The organism is Blochmannia endosymbiont of Camponotus pudorosus (genome assembly GCF_059934925.1).
The window spans coordinates 476,613-492,090 of the sequence record NZ_CP011793.1 but is presented as its reverse complement, the minus strand read 5'-3'; the positions used below and the strand labels follow the sequence as shown (position 1 = coordinate 492,090).

The window sequence follows — 15,478 nt, the reverse complement described above, 5'->3', positions numbered from 1 at the left end:
TGATTTAATTTTTACATATGTGTGTATTTTTTATTTATCATGAAATGAATTGATTTTTTGTTATAAGTATAGCAGGACACTGGATGGGCCTATTGAGCTGATCAATTATAATTGATCAGCTCAATAGGCCCATCCAGTGTCCTGCTATACTTATAACAAAAAATCCTACAATGATCCATAAAGCATTTATTTTCTTATTTAAAAGCCACATACATAAAAAAGTTAATAATAATGGAACAAAACCAGGCATTAGTTGATCTAAAATATGTTGTACAGTAGTAATAGTAGTATTACCTTTATTATCTGTGACTTTTGACAAAACAAATGGGATATTAACGTGAGTCCATTTGTTAACTAATGCTCCCATTACAAATAATCCAAGAATTGAAGCCCCTTCTGTTAATTTCTTTAATACTCCTCCTTTTCCCATATCTTTAACTATACTAATTCCTTTTTTATATCCGTAGATTATACCGTAATAACGAGTAATTAATCTAGTGGTATTAAATAAAATAAAAAATAAACATGGACCTAATAAATTTCCAGTCATTGCAATTCCTGCTCCTAATGCTGCAAATACTGGTCTAATAGTGCCCCAAAATATTGGATCTCCTACTCCAGCTAAAGGTCCCATTAATCCTACTTTTAATCCATTAATAGATGCATCATCAATAACGGTAGCTCCATTGGCTTTTTCTTCTTCCATAGCCATGGTTACTCCTAAAATAGGTGCAGCAACGTAAGGATGAGTATTAAAAAATTCTAAATGTCTTTTAATAGCCTCTTTTTGTTCTTTACTATTTTTTATATATAAACGTCGAATTACTGGAATCATGGAAAAACAAAATCCTAATGCTTGCATACGTTCAAAATTCCAAGATCCTTGAAAGAAATTAGAACGAACAAAAACAGCTCTAATATCGTTTTTAGTTAATTGAATCATTTTTTTTTGAATTTTATTGCTCAAAATATTTTTTTGATGAGAATTATTAATCATTATAATCACCTATTATTATTTATTAATCTAATTCATTATCAGGTTTATTTTTTGTGCTCAAAGTTGAATGAGAATATTTTTGTGATTCTGTTAGGTTTTTATTATAACTTGAAGATAATTGAATATATAAAATAGCCATAATTGCTCCTAATGCTCCTAATGCTACTAAATTAAAATTAGTAAAAGCTGTAATAACAAATCCTAAGTAAAAGAATGGCATTAAATATCCAGCTCGCATCATATTTATAACCATAGCATATCCTACAACTACAATCATTCCTCCAGCTATATTTAAGCCGTTAGTTATGACTTCAGGTATTGAATTAAGTGTTTGATGAACTATTTCAGTTCCTATGGAAATTCCTACAATAGTTGAAGGAATCGCTATTCTCATGGCTTGTAACATTAATGCTGTTATATGAATTAAGCTTAATGCTGTTAGATTACAGCGTTCTGCTAAGGTATCTGCAGCATGTTGAAATGCAACAGTAATAGTGCGCACAATAATAGTTAATACTTGTCCTGCTGCAGCTAATGGAATTGCTAGAGCTATTCCTGCTCCGATAGGTTGGTTTCCTGAAATTACCAAGATAGTAGAAATAATAGAAGCTAATGCAGCATCCGGGGCTACTGCAGCTCCTATATTCATCCATCCTAAAGCTATCATTTCTAATGTACCACCAATTATAATTCCAGTTTTTATATCTCCTAAAATTAATCCTACAATGGTACATGCTATTAACGGCCTATGACATTGAAATTCATCCAGTATTGAAGCCATACCTACAATACAAGAAGCAATAAATAATAGAATAATTTGAAATGTATTGATTTCCATAAATCATCCTTATATATGAAAAAACTAAAAGAGATTTTAATGAAACTTAATGTGTAACGTAATAAAAATATAAAAATTATGATTATATTAATATGTTAATTAATATTTTCTATTAATTTTATTAAATTTATTGGTGAATCTGATGGTACCTTACGTATTTCTAAGTTAATACCAAGTTGATTCAATTTTTTAAAAGCTTTAATATCTATTGAATTTATTGATACAGCATTATTAATTTGTTTTTTTCCTTTGCTAAAAGACATACCTCCAATATTTACGGATTTAATAGGAATTCCTCCTTCAATCAAACGAACTATATCTGTAGGATTTGAAAATAACATTATTATTTTGTCTTGTGCATATTTAGGGTTATTATATACTCGTATAGCTTTATCAATATCTATGACATGAGCAGTAATACCAGGAGGTGTTACTTGGGTAAGTAAATTTTTTCTAATTTCATCATTAGCAATATCGTCATTTATTACGATAATTCGATTTATTTTATATTCTTTAGCCCATCGTGTTACTACTTGCCCATGAATTAATCTGTCATCAATACGAGCTAAGCATATGGTCATATGTTTTTTTTTATTATTATTTAATAATTCGGTATATTTATCATTAGGTACTGATTTTTTATTTAATTTTTCTATGTTCGGATCAAGCAATGAGTTGTTTACCGATTTTATACTTTCAGAACCAGATTGTAACGCAATATGTACTAATTTTTTTATTGTATGGATATTTTCACGGGTTATAAATATTTCTATTAACATAGGAATGTTCACTCCAGTGACGATATCATAATTTTTTTTATTTAATATTATTTGTTGAGCAGCATTGAATGGAGTACCTCCCCATGTGTCTACTAGAAATAAGACTCCTAGATCAATATTTAAATTTGATAGTTGTATATTGTATTTTTTAATTAACATATCAGCATTTTCTGAAGGTAATAAATCAGTACAAGCAACATTTTCTTGTTTTCCTATGATCATTTCTGTAGTATGGAGTAATTTTTCAGATACAGATCCATGAGCGCTGATTATAATTGCAATAGTCATTGCATTTTCCTCAAGTAATTTAGTATTAACATTTATTATTTATTTCAATTTGTATCTTGGTTATTAATTTCATGTGCTTTATTTCTAATAAATTTTAATTTAAACAATCCATTATACTATTTTTTTATTAATAATGATATATAATGTTCATTATATAAAAATATTGATTTATTATAGTAATAAAAATGTATGAATACCTATTATAATTGTCATGTCATTAACATAACATTAGTAATTTTTATTATATTAGTTACATATTTTTGTTTGATATGAACAATCTTCCCATCCTATTATAAGATTATTATATTTAGTGATATATAGTTTTTACTTTTCATAATTTCTGTATGAAGTAATTTATTAGTATATTTTATTATTTTAAATGTAAATATGCCATGAAATATATTTATGTTTGATATTGTGAATAGGGATAATTATGGAATTTTTAACAGATTTATCAATGTGGGCAGGATTTTTAACTTTAGTTATATTAGAAGTAATACTTGGAGTTGATAATTTAGTATTTATTGCTATCTTATCAGATAAGTTGCCGAAGAAACAACGTGAACATGTTTGTATTGTTGGGTTAACATTAGCATTAATGATGCGTATAGCATTATTATCTTTAATTTCATGGATTGCAACTTTGACTAAACCGTTGTTTAAAATTACTTCTTTTTATTTTTCTGGTCGGGATTTAATTTTATTATTTGGAGGATTGTTTCTTTTATTTAAAGCAACTACAGAATTGCATCAACAGTTAGAATATAAAGTTCATAATCGACATTCTAATCGTGAATATGCTAGTTTTTGGATTGTAGTGATACAAATTGTAGTATTTGATGCTATTTTTTCTCTTGATGCAGTAATAACAGCTGTCGGTACAGTAGATTATTTGTCGGTAATGATTATAGCTGTTGTTATTTCAGTGATTATAATGTTATCAATGTCTCGTGTATTAATAAATTTTGTAAATAATCATCAAACTGTGATAGTGTTATGTTTAAGTTTTTTATTAATTATTGGATTAAGTTTAATGGCTGAAGGAATAGGGTTTTATATTCCAAAGGGATATTTATACGTTGCTATTGGTTTTTCTATATTGATTGAATCATTTCATCAAATTGCTTATTGTAATTTTATGAAGAGTCAATCTAATAAATCTATGCGCGAACGTACTGCTGAAGCAATAATGAAATTAATGGGAGGAAATATTTCATCAAAATGGGATTCTTCAGAAAAAAAATTTCCAATTTTTCCGTTAAAAACTCAGTTCGCTGAAGAGGAACGTCATATGATTACAGGAGTATTATCATTAGCATCCCGTTCTTTACGTAGTATCATGACTCCTCGTAATGAAATTACATGGCTAGATGCTCGAAAGTCAGTCCAAGAATTGTATTCTGTTTTAACGAATACTCCTCATAATATGTTTCCGGTATGCAATGGAGAATTAGATCAATTAATAGGAGTTGTGCGAGCTAAAGATTTAATGGTATCTATTTCTCAGGGAAAACCAGTTGAAACATATGCTGCTAAAAATTTGCCTGTGGTAGTTCCGGAAACATTAGATGTGTTAAATTTATTAACAGAATTAAGGCGAGCAAAAGGGAGTATGGTGATTGTTTCTAATGAATTTGGAGTAATTCAAGGATTAATTACTCCTTTAGATGTGTTGGAGGCTATAGCTGGAGAATTTCCTGATGAAGATGAGACTCCTGAAATCAAAATGATTGATGAAAAAAATTGGTTAGTTAAGGGAAGTACAGATCTACATGCTTTACAACAAGCATTAAAAACATATAATTTAGCAGATATATGCGATCATGTTGCATCTTTAGCAGGATTATTATTATCACGTTGTGACCATATCCCAAAGGAAGGTGATGTATTAGTAATTAATGAATGGCGTTTTGTTATTAAACAGATGATAGAATATCGTATTGAATTAGTGGAAGTAGAGCGTTTGTATTGTGTTAATGATGTTTCTTGTGGATCTTAATTGTAATTATCATTATCATATGTATAATAATATACATTAAATAAAAATATTTAATAATTTTTATTTACTAAAGGCATGAGTAAAGTTGATATTTTATCTTGCATTTCTTGATATTCAAATTCTTGACTACTATCAAAAATAATACCATTTCCAACAAAACAAAAAAGATATTGTCTTTCAGATAATAGTGTTCTAATAATGATATTAGTATCCATATTACCGCAACAACTTAAATATCCAATATTTCCAGACCAAATTCCACGTCGATGAGGTTCAAGTTCTTCTATGAATTTCATAGCTTGAATTTTAGGAGCTCCAGTAATTGATCCTCCTGGAAAACATGCTTTTAATAAATCCCAGGCTGAAAATTTTTCATCAAGTTTTCCTGTAATTGTACTGACCATATGATGTATTTTAGAAAATGATTGAATTTCAAATAACTTATTAACGTGAATACTTCCTGGTATAGATACCTTTCCCAAATCATTTCTTAATAAATCTACAATCATTAAATTTTCTGATTGATTTTTTGCAGACTGCAATAATTTTAGTTTTTGTTTTTTATCAGCTTGCTTGTCTTTTAATCGGAATAATGTACCTTTAATAGGTTGAGTTTTAATTATTGATTTTTTTAATTGTATAAAACGTTCTGGAGAAAAGCTTAATATAGCAGAGTTATTTGGTAATCGAATAAACGCAGCAAATGGAACTTTATTGTAGTTTAGTAAATACCGAAATATTGTCCATTCATTTCCAATATATGGAGCAAAAAAACGTTGAGCTAAACATATTTGATAACAATTACCTAATTTTAGATTTTTTTTAATAATTTGTATTTTTTTTAGATATTCAGAGTAACTAATGTTACTTTCCCATGAATTTAATAATTTAAATGATCTTGTATGATTATTATGATCATGATATATATTTTGCTTTTTGATCCAGGATAAAATTATATTTGGATGATCATGAGTTACCAAGTAATTTACCAGTAATTTATGATCTGAAATTATAGCCCATTTGTATAATCCTAAAGCCATGTCTGGTAGAAACATGTCTTTTTTTGATAAATTTGGTAGTTTTTCTATATATCTAATTAAATCATATCCAAGTGTTCCTAAAAATCCTCCTTGAAATGGTATAGGATAATTATTGTCTGATTGTAATGAATATGTTTTTATATATTTATTTAATAATAAAAAAGGATCTTCTTGAGTAATTGTATAGGATTGATTAGATGAAATGGTAGTAGTATTATTGTATGTAAGTAATGTTACTATAGGATTAGTTACTAGTATATCATAACGTCCGTCGGGATGTTTATTATTATGACCTGAATACAATAACATAGACCAAGGAATATTGGATAATGAGTTAAACAGATTTAGTGTAGCGTTAGGATGATAAGGTAATTTTATGAGAGTAATTGCCATTGAATTTAGTAGTTAGTTTTGCAATAATTAATATATTAAAAAGTATATATAATAAAAGATGATTTTTACGAAATAGAAATAAATAAAATACTATCTTAGCTGTACCTTCATGTTATAATATATTAAAGATAATATCAATAAAAATACAGATGTGATTTTTGTGTTTAGTATTATAGTATATGTGTATTTAATTATATTTAAATTTATTTGATATATAATTATAAACATATTTTATATTAGTGATTATAACTTTATATATAATATGTTATTACTGTTATCAATAGGTTTTAATATCATATATATTATGAAATAATAGTTAATAAATATGTCTATTCGAATTTTAGCATTTAATACTGTAACTGAATTATGCTCAGTTGCTTTAATGATTGATCAAAAGATATATGATTATAGTGTTTTAACTCCTCGATTTCATGCTGAAAAAATTCTATTTATGATTGATAAATTATTAATTGATTCTGGTGTTTCATTACAGTCTCTTGATTGTATTGTATTTGATCAGGGTCCTGGAAATTTTGTTGGGGTAAGAATTGGAATAAGTGTTGCTCAGGGATTATCTGTAGGAGCAAATTTACCGTTAGTAGTAGTTTCTTCTTTAGCAGTACTTGCTCAAAAAGCTTGGAGAATTTTCTCTGTTAAAAACATTATAGCGACTATTAATGCGCGTATGAACAAATTATATTGGGCGCGTTATTTATATAATAATTGTAATAATATTTGGGTTTGTAAAAATGATGAGTATCTTATTACGTTGCAGGTTGCAAGGAATATAATTAATAATACCCTAACAGATAAGTGGATGATTGTGGGAACAGGATGGAGTGATTGTCAACAGTTGCAGTATTGTATTAATAAAAATGATAAAATTGTTTTAAAAAAAATTATGTTACCTGAAGCTCATGATATGCTATTATTAGGCGAACATTCTTGGAAAATGGAGAAAATACTTACTCCTGATCAGGTTAATCCAATTTATTAATTGGATTATATAATATGTAATTTGAAAATCATTGACACTTATGTAGTATAATATACTTTTTTTTATGCATTGATTAAAATATGATATTATCATAATAATTTATATTTTTTTATTTTCAAGTAATATGTTTAGTTTTAAAATAGATGTATTTTCATCTTTTTTTTGTAGTCTTATCGACATTATTTGTGGTTCTTGCATATATTTATGGATTATTTGCAGTAATTCATGCTTAAATTGTGATGAAAAATAAAAATTAAATTTTTTTTTCATTCTGTGTTCGGTAATAATAATTTGTAATCTTTCTTTAGCAATATTAGCTGTATTTAAGTTTTTTTTTCTTGAAAAAAAATTTGTTAAAGTAATCATTAGATTTTTTTGTATCTCCTTTTAAAAAAACGGTTTAAGAATCCTTGTTTATTTTCTTTAATAAATCTCATAGGGCAAGATTTTCCCAATAATCTGTTTACAGTATCTGAATAAGCTTGTCCTGCAGAAGATAAATGGTTTAAAATTACTGGTGTTCCTTGATTAGAAGCTTTTAATACTAATGAATCTTCTGGAATAACTCCTAATAGTGGAATTCTTAAAATTTCAGTAACATCTTGCAGACTAAGCATATCTCCTTGTTTTACTTTAATAGGGTTATATCGAGTGAGTAGTAAATGTTCTTTTATGTTTTCTATTGAATTTTCAGCTCGTTTAGATTTAGAAGATAAAATTCCTAAGATACGATCTGAATCATGTACTGAAGATACTTCAGGATTGGTGGTAATAATTGCTTCGTCAGCAAAATATAAAGCCATTAAAGCTCCGCTATCTATTCCTGCTGGAGAATCACATATTATAAATTCAAAATTCATTTTTTTAATTAGACTATTTAATATATTTTCTACACCAATACGAGTTAAAAAACTTTTGTCTCGTGTTTGAGATGCAGGAAGTATGTATAAATGATCTGTATGTTTATCTTTAATTAATGTTTGATGTAAGGTAGATTCCCCTTGAATTACATTAATAAAATCATAGACTACTCTTCGTTCACAACCCATAATTAAATCTAAATTACGTAATCCTATATCAAAATCAATAACAACAGTTTTTTTACCATTCATTGCTAAACCTGTAGCAATAGCAGCACTTGATGTTGTTTTACCTACCCCCCCTTTTCCTGATGTAATTACTATTATTCGAGTCATAATAAAATACCATTATAGAATGTGTTGAATGCCAAGAGTATTATTTTTTAAATAAAACCTTGCTGATTTACCTAAAAATTCTTGTGGAATTTGATCTATTAACCAATAATATCCCCCTATCGATACGAGTTCTGGAGATAAGTTACTACAAAAAATTTGAGAGTCTTCATATCCTGAAGCTCCGGCTAGCACTCTACCTCTCATAGCACCATAAATGTGAACATTACCATCGGAAATAACTTCAGCTCCAGAGCTAACATTAGAGATAATGATTAAATCTCTATTACGAGCATAAATTTGTTGCCCAGAACGTATTGGTTTATATATGATTTGAGTTTTTAAAGTTAATAAGGAATAATTGTTATTATGTTCTTCTATTTTAGAATTATAGTTTTTTTTATAGTTTATTATAGTACTACCTTTAGTTAATATAGGTAAACCACTTTGTGTAATTATTTTTTTTAATTGATCATTATAACAACAACAAACTCCCATAATAAATAATCCAACTTCTGATATTGTTTGATATAAATTAAACCAATCGGAACTTTGTTTAATATTAGATACATTAATGATAACTGGGGTTTTTTTAGAAAAAAAACTTGGAGATTCTTTTATTTTTTTCATCAATTCTACACGAATTTTTGACGTACACGTAGTACGTACATGAATTACCAATAATGTGAAATTACTTCCTTGTAAATCAATAGAAACAATCTGTGACATTTTGTTAATGTGATGTAAGGAATGAGTGATTACATAAAGTTTTTCACCATATTTTTAATCTTTGTACAACAATATATATAATTTTTATTTATAATTCAAATACATTAATTGATTAATTACTCCGTGGTGATATGCTGGTATATTTATACATATAAATAAGATGAGAGACTATTATAAATAATACTATAAGTAAATAGCTAATAAAAATTAAAAGCATCCATTGTGATGTTTCTAATGCAAAAAAATTCCATGTATATGCAGAACAGTCTCCTACGTCTGTATTAAACATAATAGGAAACCATTTATGTAATGGTAACCAATTAGGAAATGAAATAAATAATTCACATGTAAGAAATGGAGCAGGATATAAAACTATGTTTATATGTTTTATAGAAAAAAATAAACCTTTATAAGCACTATAAAACCATATTGCTATAGCAAAAAGTCTAAATATAAAAGTATTGGGAGAAATAATCCCGATAATTCCGGAAATTGCTATTCCTATTAACGCGCATCTTTGGTAAATACATAATATACAAGGTTTTAATTCAAAAAAATATTGTTCACATAAAGCTATACTTATTAATCCAATGATACTGTATATTAAAAAAATCCAGCATTTTCTAGATTTAGAAAATATATAAAGATTATGAAACATAATAATATTTTCTCAGAGGATTAAAAATTAATAGTTACAAAATATATATAGCAATATAATTATTAATTTAATATATATATTCACAATAACTATTGTTATTTTATTTTAGACTAATAAATTAGTTTCATGTAAATTAATAATTATATTAAATTTAAAAACACATAAACTCTTCTTACTATACTTTTTGTTAAAAAGTAGGAATATTTATAATATAGGAGCTTAAGTCTATTGTTTTATTAGAGTAACCTGTTTCATTATCATACCAAGATATTAGTTTAACAAATCGATTATTTAATAACATACTAGCTTTAGCATCAAAAACAGAAGTTAATTTTTCTCCATTAAAATCACTAGATACTACATTTTCATCAGTATATCCTACAATGTTTTTAAAGGAACTTTCAGAGGCCAATTTAATTGCATCGCAAATTTCTTGATAAGATGTAGATTGTTCCAAACGTACAGTCAAATCAATTACGGATACGTTTGATGTAGGCACTCTAAATGCCATTCCAGTTAATTTTCCATCTAATTCTTTTATTATTTTTCCTAAAGCTTGCGCTGCACCTGTAGAAGATGGAATAATATTTTGGTAAGCTCCTCGACCACTTCTCCAATCTTTATTTATTGGAGAATCTACTGTTTTCTGCGTTGCAGTAACAGCGTGAATAGTAGTCATAAAACCTTCAATAATACCAAAATTATCATGTATTATCTTTGCTATAGGAGCTAAACAATTTGTAGTGCAGGATGCATTAGAAATTATTGCTTCACCTTGATATAAATGGTTATTTACTCCCATAACAAACATTGGAATATTATCTTTTGGAGGAGCTGTTAATATTACTTTTTTAGCTCCAGATTTTATGTGACCTTCAGCATGTTGTCTAGTTAAAAATATTCCTGTAGATTCAATTACAACATCGACCTGAAATTTTTTCCAATACAAATTGTTTGGATTTTTTTCAGAAGTATAATGTACGATTTTATTGTTTATTAGTAAATGATCGTCATATGATTTAATATTTCCATTAAATTTTCCATGGGTAGAATCATATTTTAACATATATTCTATATGTTCTATGTTTAATAAATCGTTAATGGCTACAACATTAATATCGTCACGTTCTTGAGCAGCTCTGAAAATAACACGTCCTATTCTACCAAAACCGTTGATTCCAATTCTAGTAATCATATATGTATGCTCCTATTTTTAATTGTTAAAAAATACAATTATTTTGTATATCCAAATAACTCAATAATTAATATTAATTATTGAGTTATTTTAAAAGAATTATTTAATTATTTCATTATCTTTATTTTTTGCAGACTTATTTTGTTATGGTATAACAGATTGTACATTAAAACTGTTCTAGTTGTAATGTACATAATTACAACAAATTGCATAACAGTGCTTCGGATCATTCCATATAAAACTTAAATCATTACCACCATTATAATTAATTTTATTAAATTTTTCAAGATTATTAAATAAAATATAATGATTTAATAAGTTTGAAAATATATAATAAATAAATTTATCTGCTTGTTGTATAATGATATCTATCCAATTTGTTTTATCTTCATACCAATTTAATTGATATTCCGTTAAATTAGCTAATTCTGCTGCTTTATTAATTGCGTCATCAAAATCTCCAATTTTATCTATTAAACCATTCTTAATAGCATCGTATCCAAGCCATATGTGTCCTTGGGCTATATGATCAATATCAATTATTGTTTTACAACGGAATTTAGCAACGGTTTTTATGAAGTATTGATAACTTGAATCAACATATAATTGCATCATGTTTTTAAATTCTTCAGGTAAAGCTTTAGTAACAGAAAGATTTGCTATAGGAGAAGTATTTACTTCATCGTTATGGATGCCAATAGCATCAAGAGATTCTTCAAATGTATTAATAATACCAAAAACACCTATAGATCCGGTGAGGGTGCTGTTACTTGCAATAATAAAGTTAGCTGGAGTTGATATCCAATATCCTCCAGATGCTGCTACATTTCCCATGGAAACAATAACAGGTTTGCCAAAATCTCTAGTCGCTATTATTTCTTGTCTAATCAACTCTGATGCTTGTACACTACCACCAGGGCTGTTAATTCGAAGTATTACAGCTTTAACTTTAGGGTTAAATCGTGCATTACGAATTTTTCGAGCTATTGTATCTCCTCCTATTGTATCAGAAGTATTATTATTTCCATGTATGATAGCGCCTTGAATGCAAATTATTGCTATTTGATTATTATTATTTGTATTTACGATAGATGTTTTAAGGTGGTAATCATACATATTAATTGCATTAAATGAAGTATTGTATTTGTTTGTGCCAAATTTTTTTTTCATTATATTCTCTATTTCAGAGTAAGATGAAATTTCATCTACCCATTTTTTTTGTAGTGCATAATACGCTGTATTTCCTTGAATTTCGTGTAATTCATTTAATATTTTGTTAATTCCTGGAAAAATTTGTTGTTTCGTCATATTTCGATTGATAGAAATTGTTTTTAAATATTGATCCCATAGTTGATTAATCCATATACTTTCTTCATGACGTACTTGTGGAGACATATTATTTCTAATAAAAGGTTCTACTGCTGATTTATAAGAACCAACTCTGAAAACGTGTGTATTAATTTTTAGATTTTTTAATAATGATTGATAGTATAATTTATAAGTAGAAATACCTCTTAAATCTACTCCACCTTGCGGAGTAATATAGATTTTATTTGCATAACTAGCGAGGAGATACTGGATTTGATCATAATGATCAGAGATTGAATAAATAGGTTTTCCAGTATTTTTAAATTCACATAGTACTTTACCGATATATTCTAATGATGATTGACTTCCTCCAGAAAAATTTTTTAATAATAAAATTAGTCCTGTAATGTTTTTATCATTTTTTGCTTGTCTTAAAATGTGTATTATATCAAATAATGAATTTTCTTGTATGTTAGATTGATTAATATTTAGTAGTTGTTTGCTAATTTTTTGAAATTTCGTACACGTAACTGGTTTATCTACAATTATTCCAGTTAAATTTAGTATTAAAGCAGAAGGTGTTGTAGGATATTTAGTATATTTTATATGAAAATATATGCCTATTCCAATAATTATGAAAATTAATAATAGGACATTTAATATAGTAACTCGTATTGTGTTTAATATATTAATAGCAAATTTTAATATTTTATAAATAATTTTCCATACAATTTTCATAGTCACTCCAATTATATAGTATTATTGTACAATAAAGATTGATAAATATGAATTGATATTATATTACAATAACTGTGTTAATTTATATTTACTTTATTTATTAAACAGGAAGGATTATGATATTAAATATTGAAATCTGACCATATTGGAGCATGATCGGAAGGATGTGACATACTTCGAATTTCGTAATTGATGTCGCTGTATGTATGTAAAGAAGCTAGTGGTGAAGTGACTAATATTAAATCAATACGTAATCCTCTGTTTTTTTTAAATCCATTGGACTGATAACTAAACCAAGAATAACTCTTGTTTTGATATGGATGTGTTTTTCGATAAATGTCTATCAAACCCCAATCAAATAGATCGTTGATCCATTGTCTTTCTTCTGGAAGAAATGCGCATTTACCTAATTTTATCCATCGATCTTTATTTTTTTTTCCAATACCTATATCTAAATCGGTAGGGCTAATATTCATATCTCCCATGATGAGCAATAATGATTTATTGTTATAAACATCTTTTATATAATTTTTAAAATTTTTATAAAATTGTTTCTTGTAAATAAATTTATAAGATCGGTTATTTTCTCCTTGTGGAAAATAACCATTTATTATTGTTAATGATCCTATTGATGTCATAATCTTAGCTGTAATTACTCTTGTTTGATATAGATCAGGATTAAATTCAAACCCTTTAGTTACCAGGATTGGTAGATTTTTTAGAAATAATGCTACTCCATAATATTGTTTTTGACCATTGTAATAAATATGGTACCCATATTTATTTAAAGTCTTTATAGGAAAGAAATCATTATGCACTTTGATTTCTTGTAATCCAAGAACATCAGGTTGTAATTTATTTATAAGTTCATCAAGTTGATGCATATGAGCTCTTAATCCGTTAATATTAAAAGAAACGAATCTCATACGTTTAAATTTATATTGTAGTATTTAATATTATACATATTTAGTAAACAAAATTATTTGTCGCTTTATCGGAAGTATACATGAATTATTTAAATTAATTCAATGTTTTTACAAAAAATTATTGTTTTGATATTATTAATTATTTTAATTTTTTATAAATTATTACAGTATGTAGAAATCTATTTTGAAAATACTAATAACATCATATTTTTAAAATAATTAATAAAATTTAATTATCGCCATGTAAATATAGAAATTTGTCTATTTTATTATTTTGATGAATGATAATAATTTTATTTTTTCTGTAGATTTATTGTGAATTTTTCAGTAACAAATTTTTTATTTCTTATTTGTTAAGAATATATTTTTGAGTGTTAGTTTTTAAAATATATGTATGTGTATACTATACACTAAACATTTAATATTTCTTTTATTGGGATTGTTTTTGATGTATTGTTGATTAACAAAGATTATGATAACACAAAATTAAACATATGATATGTTTTATTTGTAATATCTTATATGAATTTTATATGTATATTTCATATATAAGTCTTTATGATATAACATGCTTTTTTAAAAGAATGAAAGAAAAATTATGTTTATTTTTATAAATTATTATGTGCTTATAAAACATTTTATATTTATGTCATATATTATCTCAGTAATGTGTAAATTGTTTATATTAATTTTTAAATATTAATAATTATATTATATTTGATCTAATAATTATTGAAAATTTAATTGGAGTAGTTTGTATATGTCAAAACTATATTTTTATTATTCTGCAATGAATGCGGGTAAAACTACTGCATTATTGCAATCTTCTTATAATTACCAAGAACGTGGAATGCATACCTTATTATATACCGTAAAAATAAATTCTGAAAAAACTGATCATCAATATATTAAATCTCGGGTTGGATTAACTGATTGTGCAAACACTTTTAGTGATAGCACAGATTTTTTTGAACAAATATCAGTAATATTAAAAAGAAAAAATATTCATTGCGTTTTAATAGATGAATGTCATTTTCTTAGTCGTAATCAAGTATTTGGTTTAACTAAGGTAGTAGATATTTTAAATATACCAGTGTTATGTTATGGATTACGAACGGATTTTCGTGCTGAGTTATTTTCAGGAAGTTTATGGTTATTAGCATGGGCAGATAAATTAATTGAATTAAAAACTATTTGTTATTGTGGACGTCAAGCTAATAGAGTTTTAAGAATAGATAATCAGGGTGTTATAATGAAAGAAGGAGATCAAATAATGATTGGTACTAATAAAAATTATATTTCAGTATGTCGTAAACATTTTTTTGAAAAATTAAAAGTCTAAATTTTCTAAAATTCAATGAAAATTAAATGAATCTTAAATAATAGAATAAATTTGTTTT

14 protein-coding genes are annotated in these 15,478 nt (G+C 26.3%); 3 read left to right on the top strand and 11 right to left on the bottom strand.

Annotated features, from left to right (window positions below):
* Positions 1–115 precede the first annotated feature (115 nt).
* The 3 genes from Bpudo544_RS02250 to manX form a co-directional block, all read right to left on the bottom strand.
* Positions 116–943, bottom strand: a complete 828-nt coding sequence (locus Bpudo544_RS02250; RefSeq protein ID WP_500825644.1) for a PTS mannose transporter subunit IID — start codon at positions 941–943, stop codon at positions 116–118.
* A gap of 76 nt (positions 944–1,019) precedes the next feature.
* The gene (locus Bpudo544_RS02245; RefSeq protein ID WP_500825145.1) at positions 1,020–1,835 is read right to left on the bottom strand and encodes a PTS mannose/fructose/sorbose transporter subunit IIC; all 816 of its coding nucleotides are present in this window, start codon (positions 1,833–1,835) and stop codon (positions 1,020–1,022) included.
* Between the two features lie 95 nt (positions 1,836–1,930).
* Complete coding sequence (gene manX / locus Bpudo544_RS02240) at positions 1,931–2,902, bottom strand: PTS mannose transporter subunit IIAB (RefSeq protein ID WP_500825144.1); 972 nt, start codon at positions 2,900–2,902, stop codon at positions 1,931–1,933.
* A gap of 433 nt (positions 2,903–3,335) precedes the next feature.
* Here manX and Bpudo544_RS02235 point away from each other — a divergent pair, with 433 nt between their 5' ends.
* The gene (locus Bpudo544_RS02235; protein WP_500825143.1) at positions 3,336–4,901 is read left to right on the top strand and encodes a TerC family protein; all 1,566 of its coding nucleotides are present in this window, start codon (positions 3,336–3,338) and stop codon (positions 4,899–4,901) included.
* A gap of 50 nt (positions 4,902–4,951) precedes the next feature.
* Here Bpudo544_RS02235 and pabB read toward each other — a convergent pair whose 3' ends face one another.
* The gene (gene pabB / locus Bpudo544_RS02230; RefSeq protein WP_500825142.1) at positions 4,952–6,334 is read right to left on the bottom strand and encodes an aminodeoxychorismate synthase component I; all 1,383 of its coding nucleotides are present in this window, start codon (positions 6,332–6,334) and stop codon (positions 4,952–4,954) included.
* 325 nt (positions 6,335–6,659) lie between these two features.
* On the opposite strand from pabB, the gene tsaB reads away from it, so the two are divergent.
* Positions 6,660–7,331 (top strand): tRNA (adenosine(37)-N6)-threonylcarbamoyltransferase complex dimerization subunit type 1 TsaB, encoded by a 672-nt coding sequence (tsaB, locus tag Bpudo544_RS02225; RefSeq protein WP_500825140.1) that lies wholly within the window; start codon positions 6,660–6,662, stop codon positions 7,329–7,331.
* 99 nt (positions 7,332–7,430) lie between these two features.
* Here the strand turns inward: tsaB and minE are convergent, their stop codons facing one another.
* The 7 genes from minE to xthA all read right to left on the bottom strand — a co-directional run bounded on the left by minE (position 7,431) and on the right by xthA (position 14,078).
* Positions 7,431–7,697, bottom strand: coding sequence for a cell division topological specificity factor MinE (minE, locus tag Bpudo544_RS02220; RefSeq protein ID WP_500825138.1), 267 nt, complete (start codon positions 7,695–7,697; stop codon positions 7,431–7,433).
* Entirely contained in the window at positions 7,697–8,527 is an 831-nt protein-coding gene (gene minD / locus Bpudo544_RS02215) for a septum site-determining protein MinD (protein ID WP_500825136.1), read from the bottom strand. The genes minE and minD overlap by 1 nt, the downstream gene beginning before the upstream one ends.
* A 12-nt stretch (positions 8,528–8,539) precedes the next feature.
* The gene (gene minC, locus Bpudo544_RS02210) at positions 8,540–9,253 is read right to left on the bottom strand and encodes a septum site-determining protein MinC (RefSeq protein ID WP_500825135.1); all 714 of its coding nucleotides are present in this window, start codon (positions 9,251–9,253) and stop codon (positions 8,540–8,542) included.
* Positions 9,254–9,365: 112 nt separating this feature from the next.
* Positions 9,366–9,911: a disulfide bond formation protein DsbB gene (gene dsbB / locus Bpudo544_RS02205; protein WP_500825134.1), complete on the bottom strand. Its 546-nt coding sequence runs from the start codon at positions 9,909–9,911 to the stop codon at positions 9,366–9,368.
* A 187-nt stretch (positions 9,912–10,098) separates the two neighbouring features.
* Entirely contained in the window at positions 10,099–11,106 is a 1,008-nt protein-coding gene (gap, locus tag Bpudo544_RS02200; protein WP_500825133.1) for a type I glyceraldehyde-3-phosphate dehydrogenase, read from the bottom strand.
* A 177-nt stretch (positions 11,107–11,283) separates the two neighbouring features.
* Positions 11,284–13,152, bottom strand: coding sequence for a signal peptide peptidase SppA (gene sppA, locus Bpudo544_RS02195; RefSeq protein ID WP_500825643.1), 1,869 nt, complete (start codon positions 13,150–13,152; stop codon positions 11,284–11,286).
* 122 nt (positions 13,153–13,274) lie between these two features.
* Complete coding sequence (gene xthA, locus Bpudo544_RS02190) at positions 13,275–14,078, bottom strand: exodeoxyribonuclease III (RefSeq protein WP_500825132.1); 804 nt, start codon at positions 14,076–14,078, stop codon at positions 13,275–13,277.
* 760 nt (positions 14,079–14,838) lie between these two features.
* Here xthA and Bpudo544_RS02185 point away from each other — a divergent pair.
* Complete coding sequence (locus Bpudo544_RS02185; RefSeq protein ID WP_500825131.1) at positions 14,839–15,420, top strand: thymidine kinase; 582 nt, start codon at positions 14,839–14,841, stop codon at positions 15,418–15,420.
* Positions 15,421–15,478 lie beyond the last annotated feature (58 nt).